The following is a 21,690-nucleotide window of genomic DNA, read 5'->3' on the forward strand; positions in this document are numbered from 1 at the left end:
CGATGCCCACGCCCACACCGCCCCCGGTGGCACCGCGCCCCGGGACCGACGACCCCCTGGACGTCCCGCTGGTCCGGGTCCTGGGGGACAAGACGGCCAAGGTGCTCGCCTCGTCGCTGGACCTGCGCACCGTCGGCGACCTGCTGCGCCACTACCCGCGCCGCTACGTCACCCGCGGCGAACTGACCGAGATCGGGTCGCTCCGGCAGGGCGACCACGTGACGATCATGGCCAAGGTGGTGCGCGCGACCAGCCGGCCGATGCGCCAGCGCCGGGGGTCCATGCAGCAGCTGGTCGTCACCGACGGCTCAAACGAGCTGGACCTGACGTTCTTCAAGCAGCCGTGGCGGGTCGAGAAGCTGCAGCCCGGCACCGTGGGCCTGTTCGCCGGCACGGTGTCCGTCTACCGCGGCCGCCGTCAGCTGACCCACCCCAGCATGGTGCTGCTCGACGCCGACGACGACGAGGCCGGCGACTACGCCGCCCGCTACGCCAGCGAGCTCATCCCCGTCTACCCGGCCAGCGCCAAGGCGCAGACCTGGACGATCGACAAGGCGGTCCGGATCGTGCTGGACCACCTGGTCGAGCTCGACGACCCGGTCCCGCGGTCGGTGCGAGACCAGCACGGGCTGATGGGGCTGACCGAGGCGCTGCGGGCGATCCACCGACCGGCAGACCGCGACCAGCTGGCCCGGGCGCGCGCCCGGCTGCGCTTCGACGAGGCCTTCGCCCTGCAGGCCCTGCTGGCCCAGCGCCGCCGCGAGCTGCGCGCCCTGCCCGCCGTGTCCCGGGTCTCCGGGGCCGGCGGCCTGCTGTCCCAGTTCGACCTGCGGTCCCCCTTCGAGCTCACCGCCGGCCAGCGCGAGGTGGGGGAGCAGATCGAGCGTGACCTGGCCAGCACCCACCCGATGCACCGGCTGCTGCAGGGCGAGGTCGGCAGCGGCAAGACCCTGGTCGCGCTGCGCGCGATGCTCGCGGCGGTCGACGCCGGCGGGCAGGCGGCGCTGCTGGCGCCCACCGAGGTGCTCGCGCAGCAGCACCACCGCTCCATCACCGCGCTGCTCGGTCCGCTGGCCGAGCGCGGTCGCCTCGGCGGCGCGGACCACGGCACCCGGGTGGCGCTGCTCACCGGCTCGCAGTCGACCGGTCGCCGCCGCGGGGAGCTGCTCGACGTGGTCAGCGGCGACGCGGGCATCGTCATCGGCACCCACGCCCTGCTGGAGGACGTGGTCGAGTTCCACGACCTCGCGCTGGTCGTCATCGACGAGCAGCACCGCTTCGGGGTCGAGCAGCGGGCCGCGCTGACCGCGAAGTCCCGCGACGGGCAGGTCCCGCACGTCCTGGTCATGACGGCCACCCCCATCCCGCGCACGGTCGCCATGACCGTCTTCGGAGACCTGGACGTGTCGACGCTCACCGAGCTGCCGCGCGGGCGGTCCCCGATCACCACCCACGTGGTGCCCGCGATCGAGCGGCCGGCCTACCTGGACCGCACCTGGGCCCGCATCCGCGAGGAGGTCGCGGTCGGCCACAAGGCGTTCGTCGTCTGCCCGCGGATCGGCGACGACGCGGGCCCGGAGGAGGAGACCGGGGCCGAGGCGTACGACCGGCCCGAGCCGGTCGGACCCGGTCCGGACGGGTCGGGTCCCGACCGTGCGGACCGCGGGGCGGGGGGCGGGTCGGGCGACCCGAGCCTCGAGGGTGACGCGGACGGGGCGGACGAGCAGCGCGCCCCCCGCGGCCGCCCGCCGCTGGCGGTCCTCGACGTCCTCCCGCTGCTGGTGGAGGGTCCGCTGGCCGGGCTGCGGGTGGCCATGCTGCACGGCCGGATGCCGGCGGACTGGAAGGACCAGGCGATGCGCCGGTTCGCCCTCCCGGCGGAGGACCCGGAGGCCCTCGACGTGCTGGTGGCCACGACGGTCATCGAGGTCGGGGTGGACGTGCCCGCGGCGACGGTCATGGTGGTCATGGACGCGGATCGGTTCGGCATCTCCCAGCTGCACCAGCTGCGCGGTCGGGTGGGCCGCGGCCGCGACCCCGGGCTGTGCCTGCTGGTCACCGACGCGGAGACCGGTTCCCCCGCCCGTGAGCGGCTGGACGCGGTCGCCGCCACCGCCGACGGGTTCGCCCTGTCCCGGTTGGACCTGCAGCTGCGCCGGGAGGGCGACGTCCTGGGGTCGCAGCAGTCCGGGCGGCGGTCCTCTCTGCGGCTGCTGGAGGTGCTGCGGCACGAGGACGTCGTCCTCGCCGCCCGCGACGCCGCGACGGCGGTCGTCGAGGACGACCCGGAACTGCGGCAGCACCCGGCCCTGGCCCGCGAGGTCGCCGCGCTGCGCGAGGAGGAGCGCTCCGACTACCTCGACAAGACGTAGCCGGACGTAGTCCGCCGCCGGGACCGTGCGCGGTGTCCTGGCGGGACCGGTCCCGGGGCCGTCCCGCGGGCGTCTACCCTCCGCCGCATGGAGGGCGTCGAGCGCCGCACGGTCCGTACTCCCGACGGTCGTCGGCTGACGGTGCACCTGGCCGGTCCGGACGAGGGCATCCCCGTGCTGGTGCACCACGGGACCCCCGGGAGCAGCAGGCCCTACCCGGAGCTGCTCGCCGCGGCTCGGGCCCGAGGACTGCGCTGGGTGGGGCTGTCGCGGCCCGGCTACGACGGCTCGGACCGGCTCGCGGGCCGGGACGTCGCGACGGTCGCGGCGGACGTGGCCACGGTGCTCGACGCCCTGGGCGCGCCGGACGCGCTGGTGGCCGGCTGGTCCGGCGGCGGCCCGCACGCGCTGGCGACCGCTGCGTTGCTGCCGCAGCGGACCCGCGCGGTGGCGGTCCTGGCCGGGGTCGCGCCCTGGGACGCCGAGGGCCTGGACCCGACGGCCGGGATGGGCGAGGACAACGTGGTCGAGTTCGACGCGGCCGTCGCGGGGGAGCACGCGTTGCGGCCGCTGCTCGCCGACGCGGCGGAGGGGCTGCGCGAGGTCGGCGGCCCGGACCTGGCCGCGGCCATGGCGAGCCTGCTGCCGGAGGTGGACGTACGCGCCCTCGAGGCCGGCGCGGGGGACTGGCTGGCCGCGTCGTTCCACGCCGGACTGGTCGACGGGGTGGACGGCTGGGTGGACGACGACCTGGCCTTCGTCCGTCCCTGGGGCGTCGACCTCGACGACCTGGCCGGCGTCCCGGTGGCCATCTGGCAGGGGGATCGGGACCTGATGGTCCCGCCGGCGCACGGCCGCTGGCTGGTCGACCACGTCCCCCACGCGGAGGCCCACCTGCTGCCCGCGGACGGGCACCTGTCCCTGACGGTCGACCGCGCCGACGAGGTGGTCGCGGCCCTGGTGGCGGCCGGCCGGTGACGCGCATCATCGGGGGCGCGGCCCGTGGCCGCCGGCTGCGGGTCCCGTCCGCAGGGACTCGGCCCACGTCGGACCGGGTCCGCGAGGCACTGTTCTCGGCGCTGGAGAGCCTGCTCGGCGGCTGGGCCGGCCGGCGGGTCCTGGACCTGTACGCCGGGTCGGGGGCGCTGGGCCTCGAGGCGGTGAGCCGGGGCGCCGCGCACGCGCTGCTGGTGGAACGGGACCGGCGGGCCGCCGGGGTCGCGCGCGGCAACGTCACCGACCTCGGGCTGGACGCCGCGACGGTGCTGGCCGCCAGCGTCCCCGTGCTGGCCGCGTCCGCACCGCCGGCGCAGGCGGCGCCCCCGTACGACGTCGTCCTGGCCGACCCGCCGTACGACCTCGCCGCGGACGACCTGGCGGCGGTGCTCGCCGGCCTGATGCAGCACGGCTGGCTGGCCGACGGGGCGGTCATCGTGCTCGAGCGGTCGGCCCGCGACCCCGAGTGGCGCTGGCCGGACGGGCTGGAGCCGCTACGGGACCGTCGCTACGGCGAGACCCGCCTTTGGTACGGTCGCCGAGGCGGCGCGGACGCGCCGTAGCGCAGCGCGCCGCAGAATGGGAGGCCCCGTGCGCAAGGCGGTCTGCCCGGGGTCGTTCGATCCCGTGACCAACGGCCACCTCGACGTGTTCAGCCGGGCCGCCTCCCTCGCCGACGAGGTCGTCGTCGCGGTGCTGGTGAACAAGAAGAAGGCCAGCCTGTTCTCGGTCGAGGAGCGCATCGAGCTGCTGCGCGAGGTCGTGGCGCCCTACCCCAACATCACCGTCGACGCGTTCCACGGCCTGCTCGTCGACTACTGCGCCACCCACGACATCCAGGCGATCGTCAAGGGCCTGCGGGCCGTCAGCGACTTCGACTACGAGCTGCAGATGGCTCAGATGAACTACCGGCTCGCCGGTCTGGAGACGCTGTTCGTCTCCACCAACCCCCTCTACTCGTACCTGTCGTCCAGCCTCGTCAAGGAGGTGGCGACGTACGGAGGCGACGTGTCCGGCCTGGTGCCGGACGTCGTGCTCGACCGCCTCCAGGACAAGCTGGCCGGCGAGATCCCGGGAGCGCCCGCGTGGAGATCCACGACAAGCTCGACGAGCTGACCCTGCTCGTCGAGGAGGCCAAGGCGATGCCGCTGTCCGCCTCCTGCATCGTCAACCGGGCCCAGGTGCTGGACCTGCTCGACGACATCCGCGGCCTGCTGCCGGAGGAGCTGGACAAGGCCGACGCGCTGCTCGCCGACCGGGAGCACCTGGTCGAGGAGGGGCGGCGCGAGGCGGCCCGGCTGGTGGAGTCGGCCCGCGAGGAGCAGGCGCACCTGGTCTCCGAGCACGAGGTCTACCGCGCCGCGATCACCGAGGCCGAGCACGTGCACGCCGACGCGGTGGCCGAGGCCGAGCGGATGCGGGCGGAGACCGACGACTACATCGACGGCAAGTTGGCCAACTTCGAGGTCGCCCTGCACAAGACGCTGCAGGCGGTCGAGCGCGGGCGCGAGCGGATCCGCGGCCGCCAGGCCTACGACGAGCTCGGTCCCGCGGACGACCCGCTCCCGTAGCGACACCCTGCCGGCCGGGTGCCGGCCGGGCCCGGCCGCGAGGTCGCGGCCGGGCCGCAGTGCCTCGCGCGGTTTGGGCGGGTCCGGGCGGCTCCGGTATCCTCGACCGTCGGCCTCCCGAAGGCCGCGATCCGCCGTGCCCGAGGACGACGAGGGGGAGCCCTGTCCGCCCTGGACCCGCGCGCGCCGCTCGTGCTCGACACCCGCGAGCTCGGCCGCCGTGCCGGGTCGATGCGGACGGTGTCCCGGACCGTGCCGGCTCCGGCGGATCTCGGCATCGCGGTGGCCGCGATCCCTGAGGGATCCGACCTCGAGCTGGACCTGCGGCTGGAGTCGGTGATCGAGGGGGTCCTCGTGTCCGGCGCCGCCCGGGCCCACGTCGTCGGCGAGTGCGCGCGCTGCCTCGACCGGGTGGAGTGGGACGAGACGGTGGACGTGCAGGAGCTGTTCGAGTACCCCGACAGCGACGCGTACGGCCGCCGGGTCGACGACGACGAGGACGACGAGCCGCGGCCGCGGCTGGAGGACGACCTGGTCGACCTCGAGCCGGTGCTGCGGGACGCGGTGGTGCTGGCCCTCCCGCTGGCCCCGCTGTGCCGGGACGACTGTCCGGGCCTGTGCCCCGAGTGCGGGGCTCGCCTGGCCGACGACCCGGGTCACCGGCACGACCAGGTCGACCCGCGCTGGGCCGCCCTGAGCGGGCTGTTGGACACCCCCGCCGCGGGCGACGCGGCGGACGACGACGAGAAGGAAGACTGACGTGGCCGTCCCGAAGCGGAAGACCTCGCGCTCCAACACCCGGCACCGCCGGTCGCAGTGGAAGACCGCCGCCCCCGCGCTGGTGACGTGCGACCGCTGCCGCTCGCCGAAGCTGGCCCACACCGCCTGCCCGACGTGCGGCACCTACGCCAAGCGCCAGGTCCTCGACGTCTGACCGTGCCGTGACCGCCCCCACCCCGGGGCGGCCGGTGCGCGTCGCCCTCGACCTGCTCGGGGGGGACGGTGCCCCCGAGGTCGTGGCGGACGCCGCGGCGCTGCTGCTCGGTGATCCCGGAGTGCTCGGTGATCCCGGAGTGCTCGGTGAGCCCGAGCTGCTCGGCCACTCCGAGCACCAGCCGCCCGACGTCCACCTCGTCCTCGTGGGGCCGCCCGACCTGGCCGCCTCGCTGCTCGCCGTCCGGGGCCTGGACCCCGATGGCCCCCGGCTGTCCGTCGTGCCCGCCGCGGCCGGCGTCGGGATGGCGGACGACCCGGTCCACGCGGTCCGCGCGCACCGCGACGTCTCCGTCCGGGTCGCCGCCGACCTGGTCGCCTCCGGCCGGGCGGACGCCACCGTCACCGCCGGACACACCGGCGCCGCGCTGGCTGCGGGGCTGTTCTGCCTGGGCCGCCTGCGGGGCGTGACCCGGCCCGCGCTGGCCGTCGTGCTGCCCGCGCTGCGCGGCCCGGTGGTCCTGCTCGACGCCGGCGCCGGCACCTCCGCCACCCCCGACCTGCTCGGCCAGTTCGCGCTGGCCGGGACCGCGTACGCCCAGGCCCTCGGCCTGGCCGCTCCCCGCGTGGGCCTGCTCACCATCGGCAGCGAGCCGGGCAAGGGCGACACCCTGCGCCGCGACGCAGACCCGCTGCTCGCGACCCTCCCGATCACGTACGTCGGCCCGGTCGAGGGCCACGACGTCGCACTGGGCGGCGTCGCCGACGTCGTCGTCACCGACGGCTTCACCGGCAACGTCGCCCTCAAGGCCGTCGAGGGGGCGGTCGCGTGGTCCGCCGAACGGCTGGGGTCCGCGTACGGCGACGTCGGGACGGCCCGCCGGGTCGTGCGCGAGGTCGCCACCGGGGACTTCGCCGGGGGGATGCTCCTCGGCGTCCGCGGCGTCAGCGTGGTCGGGCACGGCGCCACCACGCCCGACGCCCTCGCGGCGTGCGTCGGACTGGCGGTCCGCGCGGTGCGGCGCGACCTGGTCGCCCGCACCGGGACCCTGCTGGAGGACCTGGTGCGCCTGCGCCGGGGCGCCGCCGGGCTGCCTCCCGCCGTCGGCGGGGTGACCGCGTGACCGCCGCCCTGGACGCCGAGGAGGCGCTGCGGCTCGGCGCCGCCGCGCTGGCACGGGTGCTCGACCTGGACGCGTCCCTGCTGCGGGCGGACACCCCGCTGGCCGACCTCGGAGCCGACTCGGTGGCCCGGGTCTGCTTCGCCGACGCGGTGGAGGAGCTGGCCCGCACGCAGCGGGGGGTCGTCATCACCATCCCCGACGACCGGCTGCGGGCTGCGGCGACGCTGGGCGACCTGGTCGCCCCCCTGACGCAGGGAGGTGCGCGGTGACGGACGCGGTGCTGCCGTACTCCGAGCTGGAGGAGCGGCTCGGCGTACGCCTCGACCACGACCTGCTTCAGCGGTCGCTGACCCACCGGTCGTTCGCGTACGAGGCCGGGGGTCTGCCGACCAACGAGCGGCTGGAGTTCCTCGGCGACGCGGTGCTCGGCCTGATCGTCACCGACGCCGTGTTCACCCGCTTCCCCGACCTGGCGGAGGGTCGGCTGGCCAAGCTGCGCGCTGCCGTCGTCCAGTCCCGCGCGCTGGCGGAGGTGGGCCGCACGCTCGGCCTGGGCGACTTCCTCCGACTGGGCCGGGGGGAGGAGACCACCGGCGGCAGGGACAAGTCATCGATCCTCGCCGACACGGTGGAGGCCGTGATCGGGGCGGTCTACCTCGCGCACGGGATCGACGTCGCCGCGGACCTGGTGCACCGGCTCTTCGACCCGGTCATCGAGCAGGCCGCCGAGCTCGGTGCCGCGCTGGACTGGAAGACCTCGCTGCAGGAGCTCGTGGCCACCATGGACTGCGGTCCGCCGGAGTACGTCGTCGACGAGAGCGGTCCGGACCACGCCAAGGCCTTCGTCGCCCGGGTCCGGGTGGGCCAGCGCCTGCTCGGGCGCGGAGAGGGCCGGTCGAAGAAGGACGCCGAGCAGGAGGCCGCGTCCAGCGCCTACGTCGCGCTGCGCGCCGAGCTGGGCGGCGAGGACCGCGCCGCCGATGACGCCGCCGACCCGCCGACCCGCTGACCGGCTGACGCATGCCCGAGCTGCCCGAGGTCGAGGTGGTGCGCCGCGGGCTGGACCGCTGGGTCGCCGGGCGCACGGTGGCGTCCGCCCGGGTGCTCCACCCGAGGGCGGCCCGGCGCCACCCGGCCGGCCCGGTGGACCTGCAGCGGCGGCTGGCCGGGCGGACGGTCCTGACCGCGAGCCGGCGGGGCAAGTACCTGTGGCTGCGCCTGGACGGCGACGAGGCCCTGGTCGCCCACCTCGGGATGAGCGGCCAGCTGCTGGTGCAGCCGCCGGACGCGACGCCGGAGACCCACCTGCGCGCCGTGCTGGAGTTCGCCGACGGCGGTCGGGAGCTGAGGTTCGTGGACCAGCGGACCTTCGGCGGGCTGGCCCTCGACCCGCTGGCGGCCGACGGAGCCGGGGGCCGGGTTCCCGCGTCCGTGGCGCACATCGCCCGCGACCCGCTGGACCCCCTCTTCGACGACGACGCGTTCGTCCGCGGGCTACGGCGGCGCCGGACCGGGGTCAAGCGCGCCCTGCTGGACCAGACCCTGCTGTCCGGCGTGGGCAACATCTACGCCGACGAGGCGTTGTGGCGGTCCCGGCTGCACTGGGCCCGGGCCACCGAGGGGCTGCCCCCGAAGGTCGTCAGGGGGCTGCTCGGGGACGTGCGGGACGTGATGGCGGAGGCGCTGGCGGAGGGCGGCACGTCGTTCGATGCGCTGTACGTCAACGTCAACGGGGAGTCGGGGTACTTCGCCCGCGGCCTGAACGCGTACGGCCGCCGCGACCTGCCCTGCCCGCGGTGCGGCGCGCCGATGGTCCGCGACGCGTTCATGAACCGGTCGTCCTATCGCTGCCCCCGGTGCCAGCGGACCCCCGCCCGCCCGCGCTGGTAGGGCGACGGCCGGGGGCGGAGACCGGGTCGTGACCGGGCCGCGACCCCGCCTTGACTGGGCCTTCGCGGTCCTGGGACCCTGGTGGGGTCGCCCGCTCCGCGGGCGCTCCCCGGTGGCCGCGCAACGCGGCGTCGCGCTCGGAGGACGGCATGCCCAAGGCCCTGTACGGCCACGTCGGTGGACCTGACCCCCGTCTCGTGGCCGAGGTGGCGCGTCTGCGGGTCCGGGTGCGCGAGCTGGAGGCCGAGCTGGCCCGCACGCGCGCCGCCGCGCTGGACGACCTGCGGCTGGACGACGTGTCCCTGGACTCCGACCTGCTGGCCCTGCAGGCCGGCGAGCCCGCGCTGGCCTGACCGCCGCGCACCGCACCACCCCCGGCCCGGGTCCCGCGCGCCTGTCCGGACCCGCGGGACGGCGAGGGTAGGGTGGCGCAACCTTTCCCGGACCCGTCTTCCCCACGGACCTGTCCGCCGGTGCGACCGACCGTCGCCCCCGGTGGCGAGGAGTGGCGCGCGTGCACCTGAAGAGCCTGACCCTCAAGGGCTTCAAGTCCTTCGCGTCCTCGACGACGCTGCACTTCGAGCCGGGGGTCACCTGCGTCGTCGGCCCCAACGGGTCCGGCAAGTCCAACGTCGTCGACGCCCTGGCCTGGGTCATGGGCGAGCAGGGGGCCAAGAGCCTGCGCGGCGGCAAGATGGAGGACGTCATCTTCGCCGGCACGTCCGGCCGCGCGCCGCTGGGGCGTGCCGAGGTCGCGCTCACCATCGACAACACCGACGGCGCCCTGCCCATCGACTACGCCGAGGTCACCATTTCGCGGACGATGTTCCGCAACGGCGGGTCCGAGTACGCCATCAACGGCACCCCGTGCCGCCTGCTGGACGTGCAGGAGCTGCTCAGCGACTCCGGCATCGGCCGGGAGATGCACGTCATCGTCGGCCAGGGCCAGCTCGACACGATCCTGCACGCGTCCCCCGAGGACCGCCGCGGCTTCATCGAGGAGGCCGCCGGGGTGCTCAAGCACCGCAAGCGCAAGGAGAAGGCGCTACGGAAGCTCGACGCCATGCAGGGCAACCTGACCCGGCTGCAGGACCTCACCACCGAGCTGCGCCGCCAGCTCAAGCCGCTTGGCCGGCAGGCCGAGGTGGCCCGTCGCGCCGTCGTGATCCAGAGCGACGTGCGCGACGCCCGGCTTCGGCTGCTGGCCGACGACCTGCTCGCGTTCCGGGAGGCGCTGGCCCAGGAGGTCGCCGACGAGACCGCGCTGCGCGAGCGACGCGCCGAGGTCGAGTCCGCGCTGGCCGCCGCGCAGTCCCGCGAGGCCGACGTCGAGGCGCGGGTGCAGGACGACGCGCCGCGCGTGGTCCGCGCGCAGGAGACCTGGTACCGCCTGTCCAGCCTGCGCGAGCGCATCACCGGGACCGCGTCGCTGGCCGCGGAGCGGGTCCGGCACCTGCAGCCGGAGCCGGAGGAGGAGCGCCGCGGGCGCGAGCCGGAGGAGATGGAGGCCGAGGCCCGCCAGGTCCGCGCCGAGGAGTTCGAGCTCGGCCGGCAGGTCGAGGCCGACCGCGCGGTACTGGCGGAGGCGGTGCAGGCGCGCAGCCTGGCGGAGGCCGAGCTGGCCGCCGAGGAGCGCCGGGTCGCGGCCGCCGAGCGCGCCGCGGCCGACCGGCGCGAGGGCCTGGCCCGGCTGGCGGGCCAGGTCGCGGCCGCGCGCTCGAGGCTGGAGGCCCGTACGGCGGAGATCGACCGGCTGGCCGAGCAGGTGGACGGCGCGCGGACCCGCGCCGAGGTCGCGCAGCGCGACTTCCACGCCCAGGAGGCGAAGATCGCCGGGCTGGGCGAGGGCGAGGTCGGCCTGGACGCCGAGCACGAGGCGGCGCTGGCGGCGCTGGAGGCCGCCGACGCCGAGGTGGAGGCGCTGCGCGGGCGCGAGCAGGCCGCGGAGCGGGAGCGCGGCGCGCTGACCGCCCGGGTCGAGGCCCTGGAGCTGGGCCTGGCGCGCAAGGACGGCGGGGCGGCGCTGCTCGGTGCCGCGGACCGGGTCCCGGGGCTGCTCGGGTCGGTGTCCGCACTGCTGCACGTCGAGCACGGGTACGAGGCGGCCGTGGCCGCCGCGCTGGGCGGGCTGGCCGACGCCGTCGCCGTGGCGGACCTGGCCGCGGCGGTGACCGCGCTGGACCTGCTCAAGGCCGACGACGCGGGTCGGGCCAGCCTGCTGGTCGGCGGTCCGGAGCCGGACCACGACCACCCGGCCGCCACGGCCGCGAGGCTCCCCGACGGTGCCCGCTGGGCCGTGGACGTGGTGTCGGCACCGCCGGAGCTGGCGGGCCCGGTACGCCGCGCCCTGGCCGGGGTGGCGGTCGTCGACGACCTGGGTCGGGGCCGGACCGCCGTCGCGGCCGACCCCGCGCTGGTGGCCGTGACCCGCGAGGGGGACCTGCTCGCCCGGGACCGGGCCCGTGGGGGCTCGGCCAGCGCACCGAGCCTGCTGGAGGTCCAGGCGGCCGTCGACGAGACGCGTGAGCGCCTGGACCGGACCGCGCACGAGGTGGAGCGGCTGCGCTTCGAGCTGGCCGCCGCCACGGACCGGCAGCGGGCCTCGGCCGCGGCGGTCGAGGGGGCGCTGTCCCGGCTGCACGACTCCGACGCCCGGATGGCCGCGGTGGCCGAGCAGCTCGGTCAGCTCGGGCAGGCCGCCCGGGCCGCCACCGCGGAGGCGGACCGCCTGCAGGCCGCCGCCGAGGCCGCTCGGTCCGCCCGCGACGCCGACGAGCGGACCCTGGCCGAGCTGCAGCAGCGGCTGGCCACGGCCGAGGAGGCCGGCGACACCGACCTCGACCGCGCCGACGACCGGCACCGGCTCGGGGAGGTGGCCCAGGCCGCCCGCCAGGCCGAGGTCGAGGCGCGGCTGGCGGTCCGCACCGGCGAGGAGCGGGCCCGGGCGCTGGCCGGCCGGGCCGAGCAGCTGGAGCGGGCCGCCGGGCTGGAGCGGGTGGCCCGTCGCCGGGCCGCCGAGCGCCGGGAGCGCCGGGCCCGGGAGGCGGAGGTCGCGGCCGCCGTCCTCGCCGGCGCCAGCGTCACGTTGGAGTCGCTGGAGACCTCGCTGCGGCTCGCCGGCGCGGAGCGGGCGGAGACCGAGCGGCTGCGCGCGGAGCGCGACTCCGAGCTGCAGGGCCTGCGCACCCGGATCCGCGAGCTCACCTCCGAGCTGGACCAGCTCACCGACTCCGTCCACCGCGACGAGGTGGCGCGTGCCGAGCAGCGGCTGCGGATCGAGCAACTGGAGGCCCGGGCGCTGGAGGAGTTCGGCGTGGAGCCGGACGTGCTGGTGGACGAGTACGGCCCGCAGGTCCCCGTGCCCCCGTCACCGCCGGCACCCGGCGACGAGGTCCCGGCCGACGCGCCGGCAGCCGAGCCGTACCCGTTCGACCGGGCCCAGCAGGAGCGCCGGCTCAAGGCCGCCGAGCGCGCCCTCGCGCTGCTGGGCCGGGTCAACCCGCTGGCGCTGGAGGAGTTCGCGGCGCTGGAGGAGCGGCACCGCTTCCTGACCGAGCAGCTGGACGACCTCAAGCGCTCACGCGGTGACCTGCTCGCGATCGTGCGGGAGGTGGACGAGCGGGTCGAGGAGGTGTTCACGCAGGCCTACCACGACACCGAGCGGGAGTTCGAGCGCGTCTTCGCCCGGCTGTTCCCCGGTGGCGAGGGCCGACTGGTCCTCACCGACCCCTCGGACATGCTCACCACGGGCATCGACGTCGAGGCCCGTCCGCCGGGCAAGAAGATCAAGCGGCTGTCCCTGCTGTCCGGCGGGGAGCGCTCCCTGACCGCGGTGGCGTTCCTGGTGGCCCTGTTCAAGGCCCGGCCGAGCCCGTTCTATGTGATGGACGAGGTCGAGGCCGCCCTGGACGACGTCAACCTCGGGCGCCTCATCGAGGTGATCGACGAGCTGCGCAGCAGCAGCCAGCTGATCGTTATCACCCACCAGAAGCGCACGATGGAGATCGCCGATGCGCTGTACGGCGTGTCCATGCGCGGCGACGGCGTCACGCAGGTGATCAGCCAGCGGCTGCGGGAGCCCGAGGCGGCCTCGGCGTGAACCTCACCCCCGTCGGCGGCCGGGTCCTGCTGTTCTCGGTCACCGCGTTCGGGTCGATGGCGGGCATCGCGGTGGGCTTCGGGCTCGGGTCGCTCCTGCCCGGCGGCGACCCGAACTGGATCGCGCTCGGCCTCGGCATCGCCCTGTGCTCCACCGGGGCGATGGTCTCCGCGGGGTGGGTCGAGTACCTGCGTCGTGCGCCCCACCTCAGCAGGGTGATGGGTGCCGCGGGCATCGCGGGGCTGCTCGCGCCGTTGCTGGTGCTCTCCTGGGTGCCCTACACCCTCGCGTTCCCCGCGCTGGCGCTGGTCATCGGCGGGGTCACCGCCTGGGTGGACATCAGGGCGTCGCAGCGCTCCCAGTGGGACGGCTGACCGCCCGCACCGCCCGGACGAAGCCGGTCACGATGAGCAGTTGCGCCGGCAGGTACGTCACCATGATCAGCACCGAGGTCACGCGGCCGTCGGGGAGCACGTCCACGAACGCGCGCAGCGCGATGCAGGCGTCGGACACCACGAACAGCACCGCACCCCACGCGACCCGCCACCCGTCGGCCCGGGGCACCCGCAGCACCAGGTCCAGCGCCGCGACGGCCATCAGGACCAGCGCCGCGCTGTAGACCAGGACCGGGATCCGCAGGTCGCCCGTCCCCGGCCACAGCAGCGCGTTCATCCCGACCCAGAAGACGCCGTACGGGATCCAGGCGATCGGCCAGGCACGGACCAGGCCGGGCCCGGGCACTGACCGGAACGCCAGCAGGTAGAGCACCTGCATCACCAGGAACGACCCGATCCCCAGCAGGAACAGCAGGTCACCGTCGCGCGGCAGGCTCAGGAACACGTCCCCTCCCCATGCGAACACCGTGCCGACGAGCAGGAGCGCCAGCGGCCGGGGCACCGGCCGCGGCGTGGCCGTCCAGGCCCACAGCCCGAGCAGGGGCATGAACAGCCAGATCGAGACCCGGCCCACCCAGGCGGCGTCGAGGACCTGCGCCGCCAGGTTGACCACCGCCACGACGACGGCGGCCGCGAGCAGCGCGCGGACGCCGGGCAGCGGGACACGGGTGGACGGTGCGGTGGCGGCGGGACCGGTCATGGCCCGATCCTGCCGTCGGACGGGACGGGCCGCGGGGGATGGGAGGATGTCCCCTCGTGGAACCGTCCCTGATCCTGTACCTCGTCCTGACCGTCGCGGTCCTCGTCCTGATCGCGGCCGTCGCCGTCACCCTGGTCCGGCGCCGGAGCGCACCGTCGCAGCCGCCCCGTCCCGGCGTCGACTACGCCCCGGGGGTGGGGGACGACGCCGAGCCACCCCGGGACACCCCGCGCCGCGGGGTGGAGCAGGTCGACGTGGGGGACTCCCTCGGCGGGGCCGCGACCGCGGTGGCCGAGCCGCCCGAGGCCGAGGTCGTCGAGGTCGAGGTCGTCGAGGAGGCGGCCCCCGCACTGGAGGTCCCTGCCCCCAGCGCCGGCCGGCTGGCCCGGCTGCGGGCCCGGCTGGCCCGCTCGCAGAACGCGCTCGGCCGCGGGCTGCTGGCGCTGCTCTCCCGCGACACCCTGGATGCCGCCACGTGGGACGAGATCGAGGAGACGCTGCTGGTCGCCGACCTCGGCGTCGGCCCCACCCAGGAGCTGGTGGAGCGGCTGAAGACCCGCGTGCGGGTCGACTCCGTACGCGACCCCGAGGCGGTCCGCGCCATCCTGCGCGAGGAGCTGCTCGCCCTGGTGGGCACCGACCTCGACCGCACGCTGGCCACCGGGCGGCGTGAGGGGCGGCCCTCGGTGGTCCTGGTCGTCGGGGTCAACGGCACCGGCAAGACCACGACCACGGGCAAGCTCGCCCGCGTCCTCATCGCGGACGGACGGCACGTGGTCCTGGGCGCCGCGGACACGTTCCGCGCCGCCGCTGCCGACCAGCTGCAGACCTGGGGCGACCGGGTCGGCGCCACCGTGGTGCGCGGCCCCGAGGGCGGCGACCCCGCCGCCGTCGCGTTCGACGCCGTACGCGCGGGCACCGAGCAGGAGGCCGACACCGTGGTCATCGACACCGCCGGGCGCCTGCACACCAAGGTCGGGCTGATGGACGAGCTCGGCAAGGTCAAGCGCGTGGTCGAGAAGCAGGGCCCGGTGGACGAGGTGCTGCTGGTGCTCGACGCCACCACCGGCCAGAACGGCCTGGCGCAGGCCCGCGTCTTCGGCGAGGTCGTGGACGTGACCGGCCTGGTGCTGACCAAGCTCGACGGGACCGCCAAGGGCGGCATCGTCGTGGCCGTGCAGCGCGAGCTCGGCGTGCCGGTCAAGCTGGTCGGGCTCGGCGAGGGTCCCGACGACCTGGCGCCGTTCGAGCCCGAGGCGTTCGTGGACGCGCTCCTCAGCGACGAGTGAGGAAGCGCGAAACACATCTGTAACACGCCGCGGCGGATCGTCATCCGGCGGCAACACCGCAGCGCGGGCAGCGCAACACTCCGCGACGAGCCTTCCCTCACCCGATCCGTGGAGGGAAGGCGAATCGATGGAAGAGACACTGTTGAGCGCAGGAGACACGTCCTGGGTTCTGACCAGTGCCGCCCTGGTGCTTCTGATGCTCCCGGGCCTGGCGCTGTTCTACGGCGGCATGACCCGTTCCAAGAGCGTGCTGAACATGGCCATGATGGTCTTCGGCGCGCTGTTCCTCGTCGGGGTCCTGTGGATCCTGTACGGCTACTCGATGGCGTTCGGGACCGACGCGTTCGGCGGGTTCGTCGGCGGACCGTTCGAGTTCTTCGGCCTCGAGGGCCTCATGACCGACGATCCCGAGGCCACGCTGCCGGTGATGGCGTTCGTCGGCTTCCAGGCGATGTTCGCGGCCATCACGGTCGCGCTGATCGCCGGCGCGATCGCCGACCGCACCAAGTTCAGCGCCTGGATGGTGTTCGCCGGCATCTGGGCCACCATCGTGTACTTCCCCGTGGCGCACTGGGTCTGGGCGGCTGACGGCTGGATCTTCACCGGCTCCGGCCCGCTCAACGGCATCCCCGCCATCGACTTCGCCGGTGGCACGGCGGTCCACATCAACGCCGGCGCGGCGGGCCTCGCCCTCGCCTTCGTCCTCGGCCGCCGACTCGGCTGGCCGAAGACGCCGATGAAGCCGCACAACCTGATGCTGGTCATGCTCGGCGCCGGGCTGCTGTGGTTCGGCTGGTTCGGCTTCAACGCCGGTTCCGCGCTGGCCGCCAACAACGCCGCTTCTGTGGTGTTCGTCAACACCTTCGCCGCGACCTGCGCCGCCGCCATCGGCTGGCTGGTCACGGAAAAGATCCGCGACGGGCACGCCACCAGCCTCGGCGCCGCGTCCGGCGTCGTCGCCGGTCTGGTCGCCATCACGCCGTCCTGCTCGGCGGTGTCGCCGGTGGGCGCGCTGATCCTGGGTCTCATCGCCGGCGTCCTGTGCGCCCTGGCGGTCGGCCTGAAGTACCGCTTCAAGTTCGACGACTCGCTCGACGTCGTGGGCGTCCACCTCGTCGGCGGCCTCGTCGGCACCCTGCTCATCGGCTTCCTCGCCACCGAGGCCGCGCCCGCGGGCGTCAACGGCCTGTTCTACGGCGGCGGTGCCGGGCAGCTGTGGTCGCAGTTCATCGCCGCGATCACCGTGATGCTCTACTCGTTCGTCCTGGCGTTCGTGATCGGCAAGCTCATCGCCGTCACGATGGGCTTCCGGGTCAGCGAGGAGGACGAGGTCACCGGCGTCGACCTCACGATCCACGCCGAGACCGCGTACGAGCTGCAGGACAGCGGCGCCGGCAACTTCGCCGGGGTCGGGCACGCGGCGGCCAAGGCCGCCCAGGCTGCGACGAAGGAGGTGTCGGCATGAGGCTCGTCACCGCGGTCATCAAGCCGTTCAAGCTCGAGGACGTGAAGTCCGCCCTGGAGTCGTACGGCATCCACGGCCTGACCGTCACCGAGGCCAGCGGCTACGGCCGGCAGCGCGGGCACACCGAGGTGTACCGCGGGGCGGAGTACACCGTCGATCTGGTGCCGAAGGTGCGCATCGAGGTCGTGGTGGAGGACTCCGACGCCGAGTCCGTCGCCGAGGTGATCGTGAAGTCGGCCCAGACCGGTCGCATCGGCGACGGCAAGGTCTGGATCGCGCCGGTCGACACGATCATCCGGGTCCGCACCGGCGAGCGGGGCGCGGACGCGCTCTGACCTGCCACCACCACACATCCACGGAAGAGGGAAGGCGGCGGCGTGCGCGGCACACCGGAGACGGGGACCGGGGGGTCGGTCACCGGACCGGCGGCCGCGTACGCCGCCGCTCGCACGGAGCTGCTGGGTCGGCCCGGGTCTCCCGGGCCGGCCCGGCGGCGCGCCCTGGTGTCGCTCACCGACGAGTGGCTCGGGGCGCTGTTCACGGCCGCGGGCGGGCAGGACGCCGGTGCGGCGCTCGCGGCCGTCGGCGGCTACGGCCGCGGCGAGCTGGCGCCGGGCAGCGACCTGGACCTGCTGCTGCTGCACCGCGGCGGCGACGTCGGACTGGTCGCCGACCGGATCTGGTACCCGGTGTGGGACGCGGGCCTCCGCCTCGACCACAGCGTCCGGACCGTGCCCGAGGCACGTCGGCTGGCCAGCCAGGACCTGCGGGTCGTGCTCGGCCTGCTGGACGTGCGCCTCGTGGCCGGCGACGCGTCGCTCGTCGAGCAGCTGCGCACCTCGGTGCTCGCGGACTGGCGCGCGCTGGCGGCCAAGCGTCTCGCGGAGCTCCGGGAGACCGTGCTGGAGCGGGTGGCGCGGCAGGGGGAGCTCGCCTACCTGCTGGAGCCGGACCTGAAGGAGTCGTACGGCGGCCTGCGCGACACCACGGTGCTGCGGGCCGTGGCCGCGTCGTGGGTGACCGACGCCCCTCGCGGTGTGATCGAGGCCCCGCACGAGTGGCTGCTGGACGTGCGCGACGCGCTGCACACGGCGACCGGCCGGCCCAGCGACCGGCTGCTGCTGCAGGAGCAGGACGCCGTCGCGGCGCTGCTGGGCCTGCCCGACTCCGACGCCCTGCTGCGTCGTACGACGGCCGCCGGTCGGTCGGTGGCCTACGCGTCGGAGGCGACCTGGCACCGGGTGGCCCGGGCGACGCGGCACCGGCCGCGGCTGGCGTTCCGCCGCCTGCGCAGCGCCGGGCCGGAGCGGACCCCGCTGGCCGAGGGCGTGGTGGTCCAGGACGGCGAGGCCGTGCTGGCCGCGGACGCCCGGCCCGAGCGCGACCCCGTGCTGCCGCTGCGCGCGGCCGCCGCGGCTGCCCAGGCCGGTATCCCGCTGGCCCCGCACACGGTGGACCGGCTGGCCGCCGAGACCGGGCCGATGCCCGTCCCCTGGCCCCGCGAGGCCCGCGAGTCCCTGGTGTCCCTGCTGGGCGCCGGGCGCCCGACCCTGCCGGTGTGGGAGGCCCTGGACCAGGCCGGGCTGGTCGCGGCGCTGCTGCCCGGGTGGGACGTCGTCCGGTCCGCGCCGCAGCGCAACCCGGTGCACCGCTTCACCGTCGACCGGCACCTGGTCGAGACCGCCGTGGAGGCCGCGGCCCGAAGCCGGCGGGTCCCGCGCCCGGACCTGCTCCTGGTCGGCGCGCTGCTGCACGACATCGGCAAGGGACGCCCGGGTGACCACACTGACGTCGGGGTCGGGATCGTCGCCGACCTGGCGCCGCGGATGGGGTTCGACGAGGACGACACCGAGGTGCTGGTGTCGCTGGTCCGCCACCACCTGCTGCTGCCCGAGGCCGCCACTCGACGGGACCTGGACGACCCCGCGACGGTGGCGGCCGTCGCCGAGGCCGTCGGCAGCCACGACCTGCTCGACCTGCTGCACGCGCTCACCGAGGCCGACGCCGCCGCGACCGGCCCGGCGGCGTGGAGCGACTGGAAGCGCTCCCTGGTCGACGACCTGGTGGCCCGGACGCACGCGGCGCTCGCCGGGCGACCGGAGCCGCCGGGCCCGCGGCTGACGCAGACCCAGCTCGCGCTGGCCGACGGGACCGGGGTGGAGCTGCTGATCGAGCCCGGAGAGCCGGCGAGCATCGTGACGGTGGCGGCCCCGGACCGGATCGGCCTGCTGGCGGCCGTGGCCGGTGTGCTGGCCCTCCACCGGCTGGAGGTCCGGGCGGCCCAGGCGGAGACGATCGGGGACCGGGCGGTGCAGTCGTGGACGGTGGTCCCGGTCTTCGGCGACCCGCCGCCGCGGGACCGGCTGCGCGAGGACCTGCGCCGCGCCCTGGACGGCAGCCTGGACGTGCCCGGCCGGCTGGCCGAGCGGGAGCGGGCCTATCGGCGGGCCGACGCCCCCGAGCCACCACCGCCCGTGGTCCGGATCGTGCCCGGCGCGTCGCAGCGGGCGACCGTGCTGGAGGTTCGTGCCCACGACGTCCCTGGCCTGCTCCACCGGGTCGCCCGGGCGCTGGCCGCTGCGGGCGTGGGGATCGCCGCCGCCCGGGTCTCCACGCTGGGCTCGGAGGTGGTCGACGTGTTCTACCTGGTCGACCTCGAGGGCCGGCCGCTGTCGGACGACCGGGCCGCGGCGACCCGCACCACCGTCCTGGCGTCGCTCGGCGCGACCCCGTAGCGTCCGGCGCTGCGCGCGCGCCGGGCTACCCTGGACGCCGCTGTCCGCACCCGCCCCCTGCACCCGAGGACGTCGTACGCCGTGTTCGCCTCCCTGTCCGACCGCCTGGCCGCCACGTTCAAGAACCTGCGCGGGAAGGGCCGGCTGTCCGAGGCCGACGTCGACGAGACCGTGCGCGAGATCCGCATCGCGCTGCTCGACGCCGACGTGGCCCTGCCCGTGGTGCGCGCGTTCTGCGCCACCGTCAAGGAACGGGCGCTGTCCGCGGAGGTGTCGGGCGCTCTCAACCCGGCCCAGCAGGTCGTCAAGATCGTGCACGAGGAGCTGGTGGCCGTCCTCGGCGGGGAGACCCGTCGGCTGCGGCTGGCCAAGACCCCGCCGACGGTGATCCTGCTGGCGGGTCTGCAGGGCTCCGGCAAGACCACCCTCGCCGGCAAGCTGGCGCACAGCCTGCGCGGACAGGGGCACACGCCGCTGCTGGTGGCGGCCGACCTGCAGCGGCCCAACGCCGTCGACCAGCTGAAGGTGGTGGGGGAGCGCGCCGGGGTCGCGGTCTACGCGCCGCAGCCGGGCAACGGCGTCGGCGACCCCGTCGTCGTCGCGCGCGACTCGGTACGGCTGGCGAAGGACAAGCTGCACGACGTCGTCATCGTCGACACCGCCGGTCGGCTGGCGATCGACGCGGAGCTGATGGAGCAGCTGCGCCAGGTGCGCGACGCGGTGACGCCGGACGAGGTCCTGCTCGTGGTCGACGCCATGATCGGCCAGGACGCCGTGCGCACCGCGGAGGCGTTCGCGGAGGGCGTCGGGTTCGACGGCGTCGTCCTCACCAAGCTCGACGGCGACGCCCGCGGCGGTGCCGCCCTGTCGGTCGTGACGGTCACCGAGCGGCCGATCATGTACGCGTCCACCGGCGAGAAGCTGGAGGACTTCGAGACCTTCCACCCCGACCGGATGGCCTCGCGCATCCTCGACATGGGCGACGTGCTCACGCTCATCGAGCAGGCGGAGAAGGCGTTCGACGCCGAGCAGGCGGCGGCGATGGCGCAGAAGGTCGCCACCGGCGAGGACTTCACCCTGGAGGACTTCCTCCAGCAGATGCAGGCCGTGAAGAAGATGGGCAGCCTGGGCAAGCTGCTCGGGATGCTGCCCGGCATGGGCGACGTCAAGGCCCAGCTGGACCAGATCGACGACCGCGACCTGGACCGGGTGTCCGCGATCATCCAGTCGATGACGCCGGCCGAGCGGTCGGACCCGAAGATCCTCAACGGCTCGCGGCGGGCCCGCATCGCGCGCGGCTCGGGCAGCCAGGTCAGCGACGTCAACAACCTGATCGAGCGGTTCGGCGAGGCGCAGAAGATGATGCGCCAGATGCGCGGCGGCCGGGGGATGCCGGGGATGCCCGGGATGCCGGGGATGCCGGGGATGGGTGGCGGCGGGGGCAAGAAGGCCCGCGGCCGCTCCGGGTCGGCGCCGAAGTCCAAGAAGGGGCGCTCCGGCAACCCGGCCAAGCGGGCGGCGCAGGAGAAGTCGGTTACGCAGGCGAAGCTGGACGCGCCGGTGGGCGGGCTGAGCGAGGCCGACGCCGAGAAGGCCCTCGGCGAGCTGCCGCCGGAGTTCCGCGACCTCCTCGGCGGCCGCTGACCCCCCTCAGCCCCACCCCACGCCCGCTCTGCTGTGTGGGCACACGATCCGCTAAGCGGATCGTGTGCCCAACTCGCGCGGCGTGTCGCCCCCGAATGAGGCCATACGGACCCGGCGCCGTGACGGGTGGTGCTGGAGCGACGGACGGCGCCGCGGCCCACTCCGTCCGGCCCTGCGGCCCGCCCCGGGGCTCCGGTCTGCGGCCCGCCCCGGGGCTCCGGTCTGCGGCCCGCCCCGGGGCTCCGGTCTGCGGCCCGCCCCGGGGCTCCGGTCTGCGGCCCGCCCCGGGCTCCGGTCTGCGGCCCGCCCCGGGGCTCCGGTCTGCGGCCCGCCCCGGGGCTCCGGTCTGCGGTCGCTCGCCGGCACCTCCCGCCCCACCAACCCCGTCCTCCTCGTACGTCCCCGCCGGTGGAACGCCCGGCCAGCTCCAGCGGCCGAGAGGCTGGTCGTACGTTCCACCAGGGGGGCGTGGGAGCG

Annotated in this window: 20 protein-coding genes; 19 read left to right on the forward strand and 1 reads right to left on the reverse strand. The window is 75.5% G+C overall.

The window, feature by feature from the left end; translation table 11 throughout:
• The first annotated feature begins 2 nt into the window (after positions 1-2).
• The 14 genes from recG (at position 3) to R2737_08280 (ending at position 13,359) form a co-directional block, all read left to right on the forward strand.
• On the forward strand, positions 3-2,372 hold the full coding sequence (gene recG, locus R2737_08215) for an ATP-dependent DNA helicase RecG (GenBank protein ID MEZ5116237.1): 2,370 nt from the start codon (positions 3-5) through the stop codon (positions 2,370-2,372).
• 87 nt (positions 2,373-2,459) lie between these two features.
• Positions 2,460-3,350 (forward strand): alpha/beta fold hydrolase, encoded by an 891-nt coding sequence (locus R2737_08220; GenBank protein MEZ5116238.1) that lies wholly within the window; start codon positions 2,460-2,462, stop codon positions 3,348-3,350.
• Positions 3,347-3,931 (forward strand): 16S rRNA (guanine(966)-N(2))-methyltransferase RsmD, encoded by a 585-nt coding sequence (gene rsmD, locus R2737_08225; protein ID MEZ5116239.1) that lies wholly within the window; start codon positions 3,347-3,349, stop codon positions 3,929-3,931. The genes R2737_08220 and rsmD overlap by 4 nt, the downstream gene beginning before the upstream one ends.
• A gap of 28 nt (positions 3,932-3,959) precedes the next feature.
• On the forward strand, positions 3,960-4,484 hold the full coding sequence (gene coaD / locus R2737_08230) for a pantetheine-phosphate adenylyltransferase (GenBank protein ID MEZ5116240.1): 525 nt from the start codon (positions 3,960-3,962) through the stop codon (positions 4,482-4,484).
• Positions 4,454-4,939 carry a hypothetical protein gene (locus tag R2737_08235; protein ID MEZ5116241.1) on the forward strand — a complete coding sequence of 162 codons (486 nt, stop codon included), beginning with the start codon at positions 4,454-4,456 and terminating at the stop codon, positions 4,937-4,939. Before coaD ends, R2737_08235 begins: the two co-directional genes overlap by 31 nt.
• Before the next feature lie 192 nt (positions 4,940-5,131).
• Entirely contained in the window at positions 5,132-5,698 is a 567-nt protein-coding gene (locus R2737_08240; GenBank protein ID MEZ5116242.1) for a YceD family protein, read from the forward strand.
• A gap of 1 nt (position 5,699) precedes the next feature.
• Complete coding sequence (rpmF, locus tag R2737_08245; GenBank protein ID MEZ5116243.1) at positions 5,700-5,873, forward strand: 50S ribosomal protein L32; 174 nt, start codon at positions 5,700-5,702, stop codon at positions 5,871-5,873.
• Between the two features lie 7 nt (positions 5,874-5,880).
• On the forward strand, positions 5,881-6,996 hold the full coding sequence (locus tag R2737_08250; GenBank protein MEZ5116244.1) for a hypothetical protein: 1,116 nt from the start codon (positions 5,881-5,883) through the stop codon (positions 6,994-6,996).
• Positions 6,993-7,265: a phosphopantetheine-binding protein gene (locus R2737_08255; protein MEZ5116245.1), complete on the forward strand. Its 273-nt coding sequence runs from the start codon at positions 6,993-6,995 to the stop codon at positions 7,263-7,265. Before R2737_08250 ends, R2737_08255 begins: the two co-directional genes overlap by 4 nt.
• On the forward strand, positions 7,262-8,005 hold the full coding sequence (gene rnc, locus R2737_08260) for a ribonuclease III (protein ID MEZ5116246.1): 744 nt from the start codon (positions 7,262-7,264) through the stop codon (positions 8,003-8,005). Before R2737_08255 ends, rnc begins: the two co-directional genes overlap by 4 nt.
• Before the next feature lie 11 nt (positions 8,006-8,016).
• On the forward strand, positions 8,017-8,886 hold the full coding sequence (gene mutM, locus R2737_08265) for a bifunctional DNA-formamidopyrimidine glycosylase/DNA-(apurinic or apyrimidinic site) lyase (GenBank protein ID MEZ5116247.1): 870 nt from the start codon (positions 8,017-8,019) through the stop codon (positions 8,884-8,886).
• 149 nt (positions 8,887-9,035) lie between these two features.
• Positions 9,036-9,239, forward strand: coding sequence for a hypothetical protein (locus R2737_08270; GenBank protein MEZ5116248.1), 204 nt, complete (start codon positions 9,036-9,038; stop codon positions 9,237-9,239).
• Between the two features lie 161 nt (positions 9,240-9,400).
• Positions 9,401-12,985 (forward strand): chromosome segregation protein SMC, encoded by a 3,585-nt coding sequence (gene smc / locus R2737_08275; GenBank protein ID MEZ5116249.1) that lies wholly within the window; start codon positions 9,401-9,403, stop codon positions 12,983-12,985.
• Positions 12,982-13,359: a hypothetical protein gene (locus R2737_08280; protein MEZ5116250.1), complete on the forward strand. Its 378-nt coding sequence runs from the start codon at positions 12,982-12,984 to the stop codon at positions 13,357-13,359. The genes smc and R2737_08280 overlap by 4 nt, the downstream gene beginning before the upstream one ends.
• Here R2737_08280 and R2737_08285 read toward each other — a convergent pair.
• Positions 13,325-14,080, reverse strand: a complete 756-nt coding sequence (locus R2737_08285) for a lysoplasmalogenase (GenBank protein ID MEZ5116251.1) — start codon at positions 14,078-14,080, stop codon at positions 13,325-13,327. The genes R2737_08280 and R2737_08285 overlap by 35 nt on opposite strands.
• A 56-nt stretch (positions 14,081-14,136) precedes the next feature.
• On the opposite strand from R2737_08285, the gene ftsY reads away from it, so the two are divergent.
• From ftsY to ffh, 5 genes are all read left to right on the forward strand, one after another.
• On the forward strand, positions 14,137-15,369 hold the full coding sequence (gene ftsY, locus R2737_08290) for a signal recognition particle-docking protein FtsY (protein MEZ5116252.1): 1,233 nt from the start codon (positions 14,137-14,139) through the stop codon (positions 15,367-15,369).
• Between the two features lie 127 nt (positions 15,370-15,496).
• Complete coding sequence (locus R2737_08295) at positions 15,497-16,834, forward strand: ammonium transporter (GenBank protein ID MEZ5116253.1); 1,338 nt, start codon at positions 15,497-15,499, stop codon at positions 16,832-16,834.
• The gene (locus R2737_08300; GenBank protein ID MEZ5116254.1) at positions 16,831-17,169 is read left to right on the forward strand and encodes a P-II family nitrogen regulator; all 339 of its coding nucleotides are present in this window, start codon (positions 16,831-16,833) and stop codon (positions 17,167-17,169) included. The genes R2737_08295 and R2737_08300 overlap by 4 nt, the downstream gene beginning before the upstream one ends.
• A gap of 42 nt (positions 17,170-17,211) precedes the next feature.
• Positions 17,212-19,569 carry a [protein-PII] uridylyltransferase gene (locus R2737_08305; GenBank protein MEZ5116255.1) on the forward strand — a complete coding sequence of 786 codons (2,358 nt, stop codon included), beginning with the start codon at positions 17,212-17,214 and terminating at the stop codon, positions 19,567-19,569.
• Positions 19,570-19,650: 81 nt separating this feature from the next.
• Complete coding sequence (gene ffh / locus R2737_08310; GenBank protein ID MEZ5116256.1) at positions 19,651-21,213, forward strand: signal recognition particle protein; 1,563 nt, start codon at positions 19,651-19,653, stop codon at positions 21,211-21,213.
• Positions 21,214-21,690 lie beyond the last annotated feature (477 nt).

This window comes from Candidatus Nanopelagicales bacterium (genome assembly GCA_041393815.1).
Classification (GTDB): Bacteria; Actinomycetota; Actinomycetes; order S36-B12; family JAWKJK01; genus JAWKJK01.

Coding starts and splice junctions, on each gene's coding strand:
- recG (MEZ5116237.1), top strand. CDS start 3: ATGCCCACGCCCACACCGCCCCCGGTGGCACCGCGCCCCGGGACCGAC.
- R2737_08220 (MEZ5116238.1), top strand. CDS start 2,460: ATGGAGGGCGTCGAGCGCCGCACGGTCCGTACTCCCGACGGTCGTCGG.
- mutM (MEZ5116247.1), top strand. CDS start 8,017: ATGCCCGAGCTGCCCGAGGTCGAGGTGGTGCGCCGCGGGCTGGACCGC.
- R2737_08270 (MEZ5116248.1), top strand. CDS start 9,036: ATGCCCAAGGCCCTGTACGGCCACGTCGGTGGACCTGACCCCCGTCTC.
- R2737_08285 (MEZ5116251.1), bottom strand. CDS start 14,080: ATGACCGGTCCCGCCGCCACCGCACCGTCCACCCGTGTCCCGCTGCCC.
- R2737_08295 (MEZ5116253.1), top strand. CDS start 15,497: ATGGAAGAGACACTGTTGAGCGCAGGAGACACGTCCTGGGTTCTGACC.
- R2737_08300 (MEZ5116254.1), top strand. CDS start 16,831: ATGAGGCTCGTCACCGCGGTCATCAAGCCGTTCAAGCTCGAGGACGTG.